Source organism: Salinibius halmophilus (assembly GCF_003577475.1).
Taxonomy (GTDB): domain Bacteria; phylum Pseudomonadota; class Gammaproteobacteria; order Pseudomonadales; family Natronospirillaceae; genus Salinibius; species Salinibius halmophilus.
The window spans coordinates 17,815-30,952 of record NZ_QPEP01000006.1; the positions used below are offsets into that span (position 1 = coordinate 17,815).

The 13,138-nt window shown below is 48.2% G+C and carries 20 protein-coding genes; 3 read left to right on the forward strand and 17 right to left on the reverse strand.

Annotated elements, in window-relative coordinates:
* Positions 1–3: 3 nt before the first annotated feature.
* From phoB to DUW71_RS07875, 3 genes are all read right to left on the reverse strand, one after another.
* On the reverse strand, positions 4–705 hold the full coding sequence (gene phoB, locus DUW71_RS07865; protein ID WP_119394703.1) for a phosphate regulon transcriptional regulator PhoB: 702 nt from the start codon (positions 703–705) through the stop codon (positions 4–6).
* 118 nt (positions 706–823) lie between these two features.
* Positions 824–1,675, reverse strand: a complete 852-nt coding sequence (gene ubiA / locus DUW71_RS07870; RefSeq protein WP_119394704.1) for a 4-hydroxybenzoate octaprenyltransferase — start codon at positions 1,673–1,675, stop codon at positions 824–826.
* Entirely contained in the window at positions 1,672–2,160 is a 489-nt protein-coding gene (locus DUW71_RS07875) for a chorismate--pyruvate lyase family protein (RefSeq protein ID WP_158583927.1), read from the reverse strand. The genes ubiA and DUW71_RS07875 overlap by 4 nt, the downstream gene beginning before the upstream one ends.
* Positions 2,161–2,357: 197 nt before the next feature.
* Between DUW71_RS07875 and DUW71_RS07880 the strand changes: the two genes are divergently transcribed.
* Positions 2,358–2,630, forward strand: coding sequence for an HU family DNA-binding protein (locus DUW71_RS07880; protein ID WP_119394706.1), 273 nt, complete (start codon positions 2,358–2,360; stop codon positions 2,628–2,630).
* 144 nt (positions 2,631–2,774) lie between these two features.
* Here DUW71_RS07880 and DUW71_RS07885 read toward each other — a convergent pair whose 3' ends face one another.
* The 14 genes from DUW71_RS07885 to ftsY all read right to left on the reverse strand — a co-directional run bounded on the left by DUW71_RS07885 (position 2,775) and on the right by ftsY (position 11,547).
* Entirely contained in the window at positions 2,775–3,059 is a 285-nt protein-coding gene (locus DUW71_RS07885; RefSeq protein ID WP_119394707.1) for a PA4642 family protein, read from the reverse strand.
* Positions 3,060–3,063: 4 nt separating this feature from the next.
* A complete protein-coding gene (trmB, locus tag DUW71_RS07890) occupies positions 3,064–3,777 on the reverse strand; it encodes a tRNA (guanosine(46)-N7)-methyltransferase TrmB (RefSeq protein WP_119394708.1) in 714 nt (237 codons plus the stop codon).
* Between the two features lie 86 nt (positions 3,778–3,863).
* Positions 3,864–4,313: a type VII toxin-antitoxin system HepT family RNase toxin gene (hepT, locus tag DUW71_RS07895; protein ID WP_119394709.1), complete on the reverse strand. Its 450-nt coding sequence runs from the start codon at positions 4,311–4,313 to the stop codon at positions 3,864–3,866.
* Complete coding sequence (gene mntA, locus DUW71_RS07900; RefSeq protein ID WP_119394916.1) at positions 4,314–4,703, reverse strand: type VII toxin-antitoxin system MntA family adenylyltransferase antitoxin; 390 nt, start codon at positions 4,701–4,703, stop codon at positions 4,314–4,316.
* Between the two features lie 203 nt (positions 4,704–4,906).
* Positions 4,907–5,272: a type II toxin-antitoxin system VapC family toxin gene (locus tag DUW71_RS07905; RefSeq protein WP_233546075.1), complete on the reverse strand. Its 366-nt coding sequence runs from the start codon at positions 5,270–5,272 to the stop codon at positions 4,907–4,909.
* Positions 5,273–5,309: 37 nt separating this feature from the next.
* Positions 5,310–5,543, reverse strand: a complete 234-nt coding sequence (locus DUW71_RS07910; RefSeq protein WP_119394711.1) for a FitA-like ribbon-helix-helix domain-containing protein — start codon at positions 5,541–5,543, stop codon at positions 5,310–5,312.
* Between the two features lie 98 nt (positions 5,544–5,641).
* Positions 5,642–5,989: a hypothetical protein gene (locus DUW71_RS07915; RefSeq protein ID WP_119394712.1), complete on the reverse strand. Its 348-nt coding sequence runs from the start codon at positions 5,987–5,989 to the stop codon at positions 5,642–5,644.
* Between the two features lie 118 nt (positions 5,990–6,107).
* A complete protein-coding gene (locus tag DUW71_RS07920; protein ID WP_119394713.1) occupies positions 6,108–6,407 on the reverse strand; it encodes a nucleotidyltransferase family protein in 300 nt (99 codons plus the stop codon).
* The gene (locus DUW71_RS07925; RefSeq protein ID WP_119394714.1) at positions 6,404–6,823 is read right to left on the reverse strand and encodes a nucleotidyltransferase substrate binding protein; all 420 of its coding nucleotides are present in this window, start codon (positions 6,821–6,823) and stop codon (positions 6,404–6,406) included. Before DUW71_RS07925 ends, DUW71_RS07920 begins: the two co-directional genes overlap by 4 nt.
* 81 nt (positions 6,824–6,904) lie before the next feature.
* Positions 6,905–7,225 (reverse strand): hypothetical protein, encoded by a 321-nt coding sequence (locus DUW71_RS07930; protein WP_119394715.1) that lies wholly within the window; start codon positions 7,223–7,225, stop codon positions 6,905–6,907.
* Positions 7,226–7,827: 602 nt separating this feature from the next.
* Positions 7,828–8,694, reverse strand: a complete 867-nt coding sequence (rpoH, locus tag DUW71_RS07940) for an RNA polymerase sigma factor RpoH (RefSeq protein WP_119394717.1) — start codon at positions 8,692–8,694, stop codon at positions 7,828–7,830.
* 128 nt (positions 8,695–8,822) lie between these two features.
* The gene (ftsX, locus tag DUW71_RS07945; protein ID WP_119394718.1) at positions 8,823–9,773 is read right to left on the reverse strand and encodes a permease-like cell division protein FtsX; all 951 of its coding nucleotides are present in this window, start codon (positions 9,771–9,773) and stop codon (positions 8,823–8,825) included.
* Positions 9,770–10,432, reverse strand: coding sequence for a cell division ATP-binding protein FtsE (gene ftsE / locus DUW71_RS07950; RefSeq protein ID WP_119394719.1), 663 nt, complete (start codon positions 10,430–10,432; stop codon positions 9,770–9,772). The genes ftsX and ftsE overlap by 4 nt, the downstream gene beginning before the upstream one ends.
* Positions 10,433–10,479: 47 nt before the next feature.
* Positions 10,480–11,547, reverse strand: a complete 1,068-nt coding sequence (gene ftsY, locus DUW71_RS07955; RefSeq protein WP_119394720.1) for a signal recognition particle-docking protein FtsY — start codon at positions 11,545–11,547, stop codon at positions 10,480–10,482.
* Between the two features lie 143 nt (positions 11,548–11,690).
* Here ftsY and DUW71_RS07960 point away from each other — a divergent pair, with 143 nt between their 5' ends.
* Complete coding sequence (locus DUW71_RS07960) at positions 11,691–12,581, forward strand: hypothetical protein (RefSeq protein ID WP_158583928.1); 891 nt, start codon at positions 11,691–11,693, stop codon at positions 12,579–12,581.
* Positions 12,578–13,123, forward strand: a complete 546-nt coding sequence (gene rsmD, locus DUW71_RS07965; RefSeq protein WP_119394722.1) for a 16S rRNA (guanine(966)-N(2))-methyltransferase RsmD — start codon at positions 12,578–12,580, stop codon at positions 13,121–13,123. The genes DUW71_RS07960 and rsmD overlap by 4 nt, the downstream gene beginning before the upstream one ends.
* Positions 13,124–13,138: the final 15 nt, after the last annotated feature.

Genomic DNA, 13,138 nt, shown 5'->3' on the forward strand with positions numbered 1-13,138 from the left:
CTCCTAGGCTTTTGACGGTATTTTTGCGCTAAAACGATAACCTGTGCCGCGCACAGTCTGAATCATTGGCATTAAATCGTCCCCTAGAGCTTTACGCAAGCGTCGAATGTGCACGTCTACCGTTCGTTCATCAACATAAACGTTGCCACCCCATACTTGGTCTAAAAGCTGGGCACGAGTATAAGCACGCTCTTGGTGACTCATGAAGAATTGTAACAAACGATATTCAGTTGGCCCCATTTCCAATTCTTCACCATTGGCCGATACACGGTGGCTCGCAGGATCTAGGCGCAAACCATTAACTTCAATGGCTTCATCGATGCCCAGTGGTGTGGTGCGGCGCAGAACTGCTTTTAAACGTGCCACCAGTTCGCGCGGTGAAAATGGCTTGGTGATGTAATCATCGGCACCGGCTTCTAGGCCTTGTACTTTATGATCTTCTTCACCTTTCGCCGTAAGCATGATGACAGGAATTTCTGCTGTCAGTGATTCACGCTTTAAACGACGCGCAAACTCAATGCCGCTTGTAGAGGGCAGCATCCAGTCTAACAGGATTAAGTCTGGTTTTTGGTCTACAACATGCGCATGGGCCGTTTGTGCATCTTCTGCTTCGATACAGTGATAGCCCGCCATTTCCAGCGCTGCTGCAATCATTTCGCGGATTGGCGCTTCATCATCGACAATCAGGATGGTTCTACCGGTCATTTGCATCCACCTTGCATTAGTTCCTAATGCTGCTATTGAACTGTGGAATTGTGACAATTAAATGAAATACTTCACTTAACTGTAATACGAAATCACTAGACAGGTAGTGTTTTTTTCATCACGCCAGTAATAACGCGGCACTCGTGCCAATAAAAATAATCGCACCAATCTGGTTATTTGACAGAAAAGCGGCAAAACAATTGGCTCGATCACGGCTTCGGCAGCGCCAGAACTGCCAAGCAAAGTGACAGGCTGCGACGATTATGGCCAAGAAGAACGGCCAGGTCGCTTGATTAAGCATACCGAACCAGACTAATAAACCGAGCATTACCGCTTGGCAAACTGCAATGGCAGCAAGGTCGAAGCGGCCAAAAAAAACGGCGGTCGATTTGATGCCAATCTTTAAGTCGTCATCACGGTCGACCATGGCGTATTGAGTATCGTAAGCGACTGTCCACAGCACGGTGGCAAAATAAATTAACCAAGCATCGGCCGGAACAAAGCCTGCCTGGGCCGAAAAGGCCATGGGTACCGACCAAGCGAATGCCGCACCCAATACCACTTGTGGAAAGTGGGTATAGCGCTTCATAAACGGGTAGATAATCGCCAAAGCCGCAGCGCCAAAGCCCCAAGCTACGGTTTTCCAGTCGGTCATTAACAACGCAATAAAACCACTTGCCAGCAATATGAAAAACCAAACCAATGCTTGTGGCAGGGTAGTTTCACCCGTTGCCAGAGGGCGAGATTTGGTACGCTCAACGTGACCGTCGAAATTGCGGTCGGCGATATCGTTAATCACGCAACCTGCCGAGCGCATGGTGAACGCGCCAACCATAAAAATTACCAATAAATCGATATTTGGCAGGCCTTGTGCCGCCCACACTAATGCCCATAAAGCCGGCCATGCGACCAAAAATGTGCCAATGGGGCGGTCCATTCGGGCGAGGCGTATATAAGGAGTGACATTCATTGCATGAGTTCCTGGGCAAAGGCTTCGGCAACTATGATTGGTTGCCCATTCACAGAAAAAACAGACCGCCTGCACCAATAGTTATTGGCCTGACAAATTTGAATGGCTGAGCGCTGCAAGTTTTTGTGTTGAAAAAGTATCTTGCCTAGTGGCTTATGGCGCTGCAAGCGAATTTGTTTATTCGCACCTTGCAAGCTTGTAACGGGTAGCGCGCTGTGTGCCCATATTAAGGGTTGATTGTTAGCTTGCAGTGCAATGTTGCGCACTATGAGTGCCGTTCTTAGCGGTACGGCTAATGCCTGTGCTTGGGCTCGCGAGGCGAAACACTGGTACTCTTCAACGGTTGCGAGTTGAACAGGGCCAAATTTTGCTTCTAATAAAGCGGTTAATGACCCCTTCGACAGCAACCAGTGGCGCATAGAGGCGGTTAACTGATGGCGAAACTGGTCGCTAGTGTGCCAATGATTGGCCTGGATGAGTGACATAATGGCTGGATGCTGCATAGGGGTATTGTAAGGGGCGAATAAATTTACCGTCTAGCGCAAACCAAGGGTTTTTTAACAACTATTTGCAAATCAAGTGAATACATGGGTTGACGGCGGACATTTTGCAGCCAAGAATAGGAAAGCGCCATCAAAGACAGCGCACTGAAACCAACAACAACAATATTGAGGGATGACTCATGCGCAAACCTGAATTGGCTGCAGCGATTGCACAAAATGCTGATCTAACAAAAGACAAAGCAAACGAAGTGCTTAACGTGATATTGGATCAAATCACCGCTGCGGTTTCGCGTGACGACACTGTTAATCTGGTAGGCTTCGGCTCTTTCCAAAAGAAAACTCGCGCAGCACGCACAGGCAAGAACCCACAAACTGGTGAAGCGATTCAAATCAAAGAATCTCGTACAGTTAGCTTCAAGCCAGGCAAGGGCTTAAAAGACGCCGTAAACTAAAAGTTGTGTTTATTGCAGAATTGCAAAGGCCCGCGATTGCGGGCCTTTTTGATGGTGGCGGTGAATAATGTTGCCCAAGCCTGCGATTTGTAAAACATAACCGTAGGTTGCACGGCGGGTTTTGGCGCCGGGCAACAACGCGTATTAGTAGTACTTTGCCAATGCTTCGGCGTATTCAGCGCTTGCTTTGTGCTGCTTCACTACATCGTAAATTGTTTCGCCCTTGGCGTTTTTGGCGTTAAAGTCTAAACCACGGTCGGCAGCTATCTTTAAAAAACGCGGGAAGAAGTTGATGTTTAACCCACGATACGCGCGTTCAAACACGGTGTAATCAGCATCGTCTTCGGTTAGGTTTGGCACATCAAAAAACACACTGAGCTGCTCGTCGCTCATTTCTACCATCTCGGCGCGTACTTTATCCTTTTTCATAATCTTATTCGCTCTTCTCGTATAACAAGTCCCAAACGCCATGGCCTTTGCGCATGCCGCGGCGTTCAAATTTCGTTTCCGGTCGCCACTGTGGTCGTGGGCTATAGGGTGGGCGGCTAGATTGGTTGCTGAACTGGTCGGCAAATTGGTCCATTACCTCAACCATGTGCTCGGCATAGGGCTCCCAGTCGGTTGCCATATGCAGCACGCCGCCAACCTTAAGTTTTTTGTAAACACGTTGCACCCATTCAGGCTGCACCATGCGACGCTTATTGTGCTTCTTTTTGTGCCAAGGGTCTGGAAAGTAAAGTTGCAGGCGATCCAGACTGTTTTCTGGAATGCACTTTTCTAGCACTTCAATGGCATCATCTTGCATAACGCGCAAATTTTTCACGCCTGCTTGGTGCATATTGTTCAAAATACGGCCCACACCCGGTGTGTGAACTTCAATGCCTAAGAAATCTAACTCTGGTGCTTGTTCAGCCATTTCCAATAGCGAGTCGCCCATGCCGAAGCCAATTTCCAACACAACTGGTGCTTGGCGGCCAAAAAACTCAGCAAAATCAATCGCACCGTCGGCAACACTATGGCCATAATCAGACCATAGGTTTTCATAGGCCCACTGCTGACCTTCTGTCATACGACCCGGGCGGCGGACAAACGTGCGAATGCGGCGCATAAACTTCTGTTCGCCATCATGCTGCTGATTGTCAGTCATGTTAGTACTCACTTCGGTTAATCAATGGGCGCTATTTTAACTGTTTTTTTTATCGATTGCTCGCAGTCGAGTTGTGTTGCGAGGTATTAAGGTGTGTCACTTGCCAAAAACTCAATTGCTTGGTCGCAAAACTGCGCCACGCGAAGATAATGGGCATTACTCAATATGTTGGCGATAATAAGCAAATCAATATTGAGGTAGTCGTGAACAAGACCGTTGCGAAAACCAATAATTTTTTTCCACTCTGCAAGCTCTGCAACGGTTAAAAATCCTCGTTCAGCTAGATGACTGAAGGTTTGGTACGCATCTACTGCGGACTGACCGGTTAGGCGCTTGCAGCAATGTTTGGCTAGTCCGATGCTTAACTCGGTTAACACCTGCAGTAATCGCTCTGTCGCAAGGTAGTCACGGCTGCGAAAATTATCCACCGCTAGGTCTGCTCTTAACTGCTCTAACTCATCAACGTATCGTTGTTTTTGCTTAGCAGCCTCTGAAAGGTAGTGCATAAGCCCTTGATGGTCTGGCGCGGTGCTCATTTAGCGGTTTTCCACTTGTTCAAATTCGTAGAGGCTGCGAACTCTGGCGGTTTCTCGATAAACTCGTGAAGAGTTGTCTGAGTAAATTACCATACCAGACTCAACAACGTTGAGTGCTAAATAGGTTGGTGATAGCGAAATATCAATAACACTCATTTGTTGCTCAGTAAGCCCCAGCGACTGTTGCCAATCTAGTGCTAGCTCGTTGGGCCGCAGATATTTAGCCAGGTGATCAAGTGAGAAATCATTGAAGGCGACGGCGATATCAAAATCGCTATTGGGCCTGCTAGTGCCTTTTGCGCGAGAGCCATAAAGCCACACCGCTGCAATATCATCGTTTTGCTCGGCCAATCTTTTAATGCCTAGGATTATAGTTTCTTGATCAATCATATCGCTCGTATCTGGGTGTACAGTATCAATGATCACACTAGTGCAGCTGCCTGTCTAGCATACGGGTATAGTATGAGTAACGCCCAATATCAGCTTGGGCAAGCTAAACCAAGAGCCCTAGTGGATGACGTAGCCATTGATCAACTCATCATCATCGCTTGCCGTTATTATTATTGATCAAAGCACTGATCTAATACTTGGTGTCATTCATCACTAAATGGATTGTGTAAAGTAACGCCAGTATTAATAAAATCTTTTATATTGAGGGTAACTAGTGTGAAACCATAGATAAGTGCTGTTGCGGCTATCAGTTTGTCGATGGCGTTTTCATGGTGTGGCACCCGTAGTTTGCCCCAGATTTGCGCTTCTTCATGATCAAATGACAGGATATTTCGTTCAAAGTCTGACAGTAAACCGGTAAGCCATTCCTCTAGTAGGCTAGCTTGCGGGGCGTCGCCTCGATGGCGTATCAGCTCAACGCCTCGGCGCAATTCTCCAACTGTAATGCTGCTGATATATAAGGAATCGCTATCGACAGACTCAAAAAATGACCGAACACCAATGTTCATTCGACTCTTTTTTCTCAGTTCGCTAATGACATTCGTATCAAGCAAATACATCGTCAGCCTTGTCGTCGTTAATACGAGCAAAATCGGAGTCATTGCCGACATCTGGAATAGCCATTAGCGTTTCCACTAGGCTCTTCTTCGTAGGACGCAACAACGTACTTTCTAAAATCTTTCTATGCTCTGCTTCGGCACTTATACCATGCTCACCAGCACGTGCTTTTAAGGCATTCACGATGTCTTCATCGATATTTCGCACAACTAAACTTGCCACTACCGTTACTCCAATCACTTAGTCGTGATATCAATGATAGCAAACGAATAGTTTGTGTAAAACTTGATCAGTTTTTTAGTGTACCCAAGGGTCGTAAACTAAACCTCGAAGTCAACAAAAATGCCCTTGGCTTCGGCTAGTTGGGCGTATTGTTTGGTTTTTACACCATAACCATCTTCTCCACCTTGTTTTTCGGCTCTATTTACCAAGCCCTGTAGGTAGTCTTCGATGTTCTCAACTTTGGTAACGCCATCCATAAAAGCAACATCGTCATTAATGCCGTTATGCTTGATGATTTCGTAGCGGCTACTAGTCAGTTGAGTGTCTTGTTTTTGCAGGCGGGCAATAGCTGCCAATGTCTCTTTATCGAACTTTGTTTGAGTACTTCCACTGAAATCAAGCGGCCCGCTCACCATGCGAAGAGGGCCTAATGCGCCAGTATTCATTTCATTCTTCCTAGTTGAATGACAATCTTATTCTAGCTGAGCTGAGCTCGCTGGCTAGCGCAATAATTTTTGACAAAAAGTATGCATTAGGCGATTCGAGTTTTTATGCTAGCAGTGGTTAAAGGTTGAGAGCGTAACCGACTCGGTTGATATGATCTTTTAGGTCTGGGTTATCGATCGAGGACCATTTTGTCAGATCGACTTTGACGGGTAGTAACAGATCTTCGAGATCAATATCGATGGCGTTTAGCGTAACGATGTCTATATCGTCCATAATACATAGATCAATATCTGAGCCTGGTCTTTCTGTGCCTAGCGTTCGAGAACCAAACAAACAGCATTGCTGGATACCGTGTTGTTTTAGGATCGTTGTAATAGCCGCCAGATACTGATGTGTAGCGTTAGATAACTTGCTCATTGGTATTTTTTGGCTAGGTCATCAAATCGTAAAGCTAGCGCCTGAAACTCGCTATGATAGGCATTAACTACCTGTTGCAGAATGGCTTCAGCTGTTTCTGCATTGTAGGTATGCGACGTTCGATTCCGGCTAGCAATCATTTGCATCCATACCGAACCATCGTTCACCAAGCCCACTTCAAAGGCTTTGCGCGTGGCATCGCGAGAACCAAATATTTCTTGTTCACCCTGATAGGTGAGAAAGTCTTTTAATACATTCCAGGCGAGCTCGTGGGTAAACTCAAATGCTTGGATCAAGCCTTGGGTTTCAAGATCAGACAAGTCACGCGTTTGCTTTAAGGCGACTGCATTAGAAAGTTGTGCCAACGCTTTTTTATAGTTTGAAAAACGCTGTAACCAACGAATATCTTCAGTCATAAACCTGCTCGCCAAGTATTTAAAGCAAGGTTTTATTCTAGCGGAAACGACAGGGCTTTCCGAGTATGAGTAGAAGATTTACTAAACCTCGAAGTCAACAAAAATACCCTTGGCTTCGGCTAATTGCGCATATTGCTGGGCCTCAACTCCGTGCACATCCTTACCGCCAAAGTTCTTGGCGCGATTTACTAAGCCCTGCAGGTAGTCTTCGATGTTCTCCACTTCGGTGATGCCGTCTAAAAAAGGAATGCCTTTTTCGCCAACATATTTGGTCATTTCGTAACGACCGATGGATAGCTGAACCTCCTGATCCTGCAAGTTAGCTATCTGGGTGATGGTCGAGCGCTCGAATTGATTCAGGCTTTTGCCGCTAAAATCGAGAGGCACATTGGAAATTTGCATTGGCCTGTCCTTGCTGCTGGGCTTATTAATATCCTAGCTGAGCTGAGCTCGCTAGCTAGCGCAACAAATTTTGACAAAAGTGGCTGTCGGCAGACATGCGGCTGGTGCCCCATGGGCTCCGATCTAAAAGATTCAATGCATTGAGTGATTAGAATCTGGTCGCGAAGAACTTGGGCAAAGCAGTGCAGGATAAAGCCGAATAGGGCGTCTGAGTTTGTAAGCAGACCGTCTTGCGACAGGACGTCGCATGTCGAGCGATACAGGGATGTACTTGAGCGTGTCTGCGTCGAGCTCAGATGCACTTTCGGCGAGAATCAGCACCCGGCAAGCCCAATTTTTCGCGCCAGTCTCGATTTTGTGCAGGCACTGCTGCCTAGCTCCTCCGATTTTACCCTTACAGACTTCCTTGTCTGCAAGCAAATCCTGCTCCTGCGATTTGCCCTTACAGACATCCATGTCTGCAAACATCCGCTATGCGGATGATTTACAGACCTACCAAACTCTAGGCACAAAAAAAGCAGCGTTGTGCTGCTTTTAGATGTTTAGCTGGATACCCGCCTTCGCGGGTATGACGGAGGCGCGGCGGGTATGACGGAAAAGCCTTAGGCTACCAGCTCCATGTGAGCGCGTAGCTTTTTCATCGCGTTCTTTTCTAGCTGGCGGATGCGCTCGGCAGAGACGCCGTATTCGTCTGCTAGTTCTTGCAACGTTGCTTTGTCTTCGGCTAACCAGCGACGTGCCACAATGTCTTTCGCTCGGTCATCAAGCTCGTCCATCGCTGCGGCCATGCGCGCTGAGGTGTCTTGCTCGTAGTCGTGCGTTTCTACCATGTTGGCCGGGTCTAGCGAGCTATCTTCAAGGTAAAGCACAGGCGCGTTGCTGCCTTTCTCATCATCATCGTCATCCGACAGATCAAATCCAAGGTCGTTTGCAGTTAAGCGGTTTTCCATTTCATAAACCTGCTTTTCTGTTACGCCAAGGTCGTCGGCAATGGCTTGCGCTTCTTCTTGGTTTAACCAGCCTAGGCTCTTTTTCGAGCTGCGCAGGTTAAAGAATAATTTGCGTTGCGCTTTAGTGGTGGCAACTTTAACAATGCGCCAGTTGCGCAAAATGTATTCATGGATCTCAGCTTTGATCCAGTGAATGGCGAAAGATACTAGGCGAACACCAACTTCTGGGTTGAAGCGACGAACGGCTTTCATCAATCCAACGTTGCCTTCTTGGATTAAGTCGGCTTGCGGTAAACCGTAGCCTGAGTAGCTGCGGGCAACGTGTACGACGAAACGTAGGTGCGATAACACCAGTTGACGTGCGGCTTCGAGATCTTGCTCGTACCACAGGCGCTCAGCCAGCTCTTTTTCTTCCTCAGCCGTTAAAACGCTAACGGAATTCACTGATTGGACGTACGTTTCCAGGTTTTGTCCTGGTGACATGCGATCCAATGCAAGAACTGGTAATTGACTTTTCATCGTTTAATGTGACCTCACACAATTTGTGAACCGGACTAATACTAGCACAATCGTGCCAATTGAAAATCGGTTGCACGCAGTTGATTTGGTTTCTGTACAGCTAGTCGTTAACCATTACGTGGCCAAGCCTAGCTTGGTTCTATGTCACGAATATGGCGGGCTACGGCTAGTCGGCTACCCACTAGGCTAACCACGATTGATGCAAAAATGATGAACAATGACTCACCAATGGAAAGGCTTAGAGCCGTTAAGGTTACGCCATAACTTTGCGCAATGCTTGCCAGCGATGGCGCCAATACAGCTAAGCAGATTTGCACCATTACACAAGCAAAAATGCCACCAATTAATCCGTACCAAGCCCCCATGTGTAAAAACGGTCGGCGCACGAAGGCGTCGGTGCCGCCAACAACTTTCACCACAAGTATTTCGTCACGGCGCTGCTCAATACTCATGCGAATGGTGTTACCTACCACCAAGAGTACCGCTAAGCTCAGTAGCGCACTAAGAAGCCATACTAGTTTTTGGGCGAAAACCAGCATTTCCCCTAAACGCTCTAGCCAAGCAAGGTCTAATTGCACTCGGGCGACTTCGGGTAAAGCAGAAAAAGTCATCTGTAGGCCTTCACCAAAATCCAGTTGATCTCGCTGTGGGGTTAACTCAATGACGCCCGGCAGTGGGTTGCTGTCTAAATTATCCAGCAGGGCTTCTAAGCCTGATTGTTGGCGAAATTCAGCTAACCCTTGGTCGGGCGCAATATAGCGCGCACTGGCAATCTCGGGGCGAGCTAGCAGTTCTTCGCTTAATGCGAGGGCGCGCTCATCGCTCACATCTGTCTGTAAAAATAAACTCATTTGGGCACCAGCGTGCCAGCCGTCGGTTAGACCAGTGAGTCCTTTAATGCCCACGTAAAATAGGGTTGGCAGCGTTAGAGCAATGGCGATTACTAACCATGTCAGCATGCTGGCAATGGGTTTGCGAATCAGGTCGCGTGGTGTTTGGGCGAACAAAAACTGATGATGGCGCCACCAACCGGCAAGACGCTCATTTGCGCCAACAGCAACAGATTGATTTCGGGTCATACGGGCACTCGCTTTAACTGACCTTGTTTAAGCGTTAACACTCGATACGGCATGCGGGCAACTAGTCCTAGGTCGTGGCTCACTACTAGCACGGTTGTGCCCACTCGGTTGAACTGGCGAAACAAGTCCATAATGTCGCGTGATAGAGCCGGGTCGAGGTTACCTGTTGGTTCGTCGGCTAAAATGATTTTTGGCTTGTTCACCACCGCCCGGGCAATGCCGATTCGCTGCTGCTCCCCGCCTGAAAGCATGACTGGGTAGTATTTGATTTTATCGAGCAAGCCCACTTTATCTAGCGCGGCGCGCACACGGTTATCAATATCGCGAGGCGACATACCGGCAATCTGCAAAGGCAGTGCGATGTTTTCGAATACTGTTTTTTCCGGCAATAGTTCGTGGTTCTGGTGCACAATGCCAAGTTCGCGGCGAAAGAAGGGCACTTGGCGGCGTGGCATGCGATTAATAATTCGATGATTCACGCGTACTTGTCCAGCCGTAGGTTGCTCAATGGCCATCATCAAGCGCAACATGGTACTTTTGCCCGCACCACTGTGGCCGGTTACAAACGCCATCTCTCCTTGATCAAGGCGGAAGGTGACATTTTTTAATGCCTCGTGCCCACCATGATACCGCTTGCTTACTTGGTCGAACTCAATCATTTAGCAGCCTTTGCCCATAACGTCATACACCGAAGAAGTTTACCGAGTTAGTCAGCCTCTTTTTCGGTATCAAATAGCGCACTAATGAATTGCTCGCCATCAAATGGGCGTAAATCATCGATCTGCTCACCTACACCAATAAAGCGAATTGGCACGTTAAACTTGTCGGCTAAAGCAAACAGAATACCGCCTTTTGCGGTGCCGTCTAGTTTAGTCAGCACCATGCCTGAAACATCTACTGCCTCTTTAAATACTTGCGTTTGGTTGATGGCGTTTTGACCAGTGCCAGCATCGAGCACGAGTAAAGTTTCATGCGGGGCGGTTGGCGCTAATTTGCGCATCACGCGCACCACTTTCTCTAGCTCATTCATTAGGTTGTCTTTGTTGTGCAAACGCCCGGCGGTATCGGCAAGTACCACATCAACACCACGCGATTGCGCTGCTTGCACGGCATCAAAAATAACCGAAGCACTGTCGGCGCCGGTATGCTGGGCTACTACGTCCACTTTGTTGCGCTCGCCCCATACCTTCAACTGCTCTACTGCCGCAGCACGATAGGTATCACCCGCTGCGAGCATGACTGACTTGCCTTGTGCTTGGAAATACTTGGCTAGCTTGCCAATGGTGGTGGTTTTGCCCACGCCGTTAATGCCAACCACTAAAATAACAAACGGCCCTTCATGGTCGTTGGGTACCTCAAGTGGCACAGAAACAGGTGTAAGCACCTCACCGAGTGATTTTTGTAGCGCTTTGTATAGCGCATCGCCATCGGCAAGCTCTTTGCGCGACACCTGTGCAGTCAGGTCGCTGATGATTTTATTTGTTGCTTCCATGCCAACGTCTGCCATGAGTAGCTGAGTTTCTAGCTCCTCTAATAGCTCGTCATCAATCTCTTTTTTACCCAAAAATAGCGTGGCAACGGATTCCGTTAGGCCACTGCGGGTGCGCGATAGGCCGTCTTTTATACGGCCAAAGAACGACCGCTTTGGCTGCTCAGTTACCGCTTCTTCTGGGGTTGGTGAACTGGTTTCTTCGTTCACTACTGACTCAACAGCCTTTGCTTCGTCGCTCGCCTGTTGATTTGCTAACTTTTTCTTTTTGCCAAATCCAAACATGATTGCAGTCTATCAGGTGAATAATCCGCCTATGCTAGCACAGATGGTGGCCGATATAGTAAACCGCTATAGTGAAGTTAAGGCAATTTCATAGCAAATTTGGCACACGCATGTGCATTGGCAAGTTAACTTGGGGAAAGGTGATGTCGGTAAAACCGCCAGTATTTTCAAAAAGTACATTGTGGATACTTATAATTATTCTGATTCCGCTAATTGCCCTGCTCAATAGCCTTGGTGAGGACAGAAGTCGCTTACAACTACCAGACACCATAGAAACCTCTTGGCAATTAGAGGCGTTGCCAATCAGTCAAACAGAAGACGAGTTTGTCGTCTCTAGGCTAGATGTCGCCACGGATCAGCTGCAAGTGTGGCTTGCCTTCTCTGCTTTGCCGGTTAGCCAGTTTGTTGAGCCTGATAATGTGCGAATTTCTACTCAATACCGAGCCGAGAAACTGCTCGTGCAGTTTGTGTTGCCGGTTAATGATGATGCGTTTGATCAGTTGCTGTGGATGCTAGCAGACTGGGTGCCAGCCGATTTTGTAGCTGGTGTTGGTGTGTTAGGGCCTATTTCAGATGCGGCGCTCAGTGAGCTAACCCAAACGATTGCCAGCGGCCAGGGTGTGGCTGTGGCACTAGAGGTACCTCAGGCCTCCGATGTGGCGATGATTGCCAGCCCGGCCACCGGCACGGCTGAGCAAATTGCCTTTTTAATCGCCAAGGATCATGTGTTAAATCAGTTGTCTGGGTATCGCATACAAGAGCGCTGGCAGCACGCCACAACCCCTTCCTACTTACTGGTCAATCGCAACATTCCTAGTGAAGCTCGCCAACCAATGGCTTTTGATGCGCTGCAGCCAAGGCTTGAGCAGTTGCTGCAAGCAGCGCAACAGCCTCGCGATGTGGACCAGTTGGCTCGCTATCTTGCAGTGATGGTGGCAGAATCGCTGCCGCCAAGTTTTTTGACCGAGCAGCCAGCTAGGATTCGCTCGGTGAACTTGGCCATGGTGAACCGGCAAATAGAGAGAATGCAATGAAACCTGGGCAGTTACGCATTGTTGGCGGCGAATGGCGCAGTCGCCGGTTAAGTTTTAAAGCCGCTACGGGTTTGCGGCCTACGTCAGATAGAATGCGTGAAACCTTGTTTAATTGGTTAATGCACGACACCTTTGGCAAACACACGCTAGACGCATTTGCTGGCTCTGGTGCGCTAGGCCTAGAAGCATTATCGCGGGGTGCAAGTCATTGCGACTTTATCGAGCGAGCTAAACCGGCAGCCAAACAAATTACTCAGCACCTAGCAACGCTAAATTGCTCTGCAGCCAAGGTGCACAACCTGGATGCCCTCACTTTTTTAAAAAGCTACAAGGGCAAACCCTACGAGTTAGCTTTTATCGACCCGCCATTTAATATGGATTTGATTGAGCCAACCCTAGGGGCCTTACAACCCCACTTAGCCGATGGTGCGTTCTTATACGTGGAAGCGGAGCAAGGGCATGCCACCCCAGAAGGGTTCGAGGTCATCAAACACAAAGCGCATGGTCAGGTAGAGAGCTGGTTACTGCGTTATCACGTGTAGCCATGCTAGAATGGC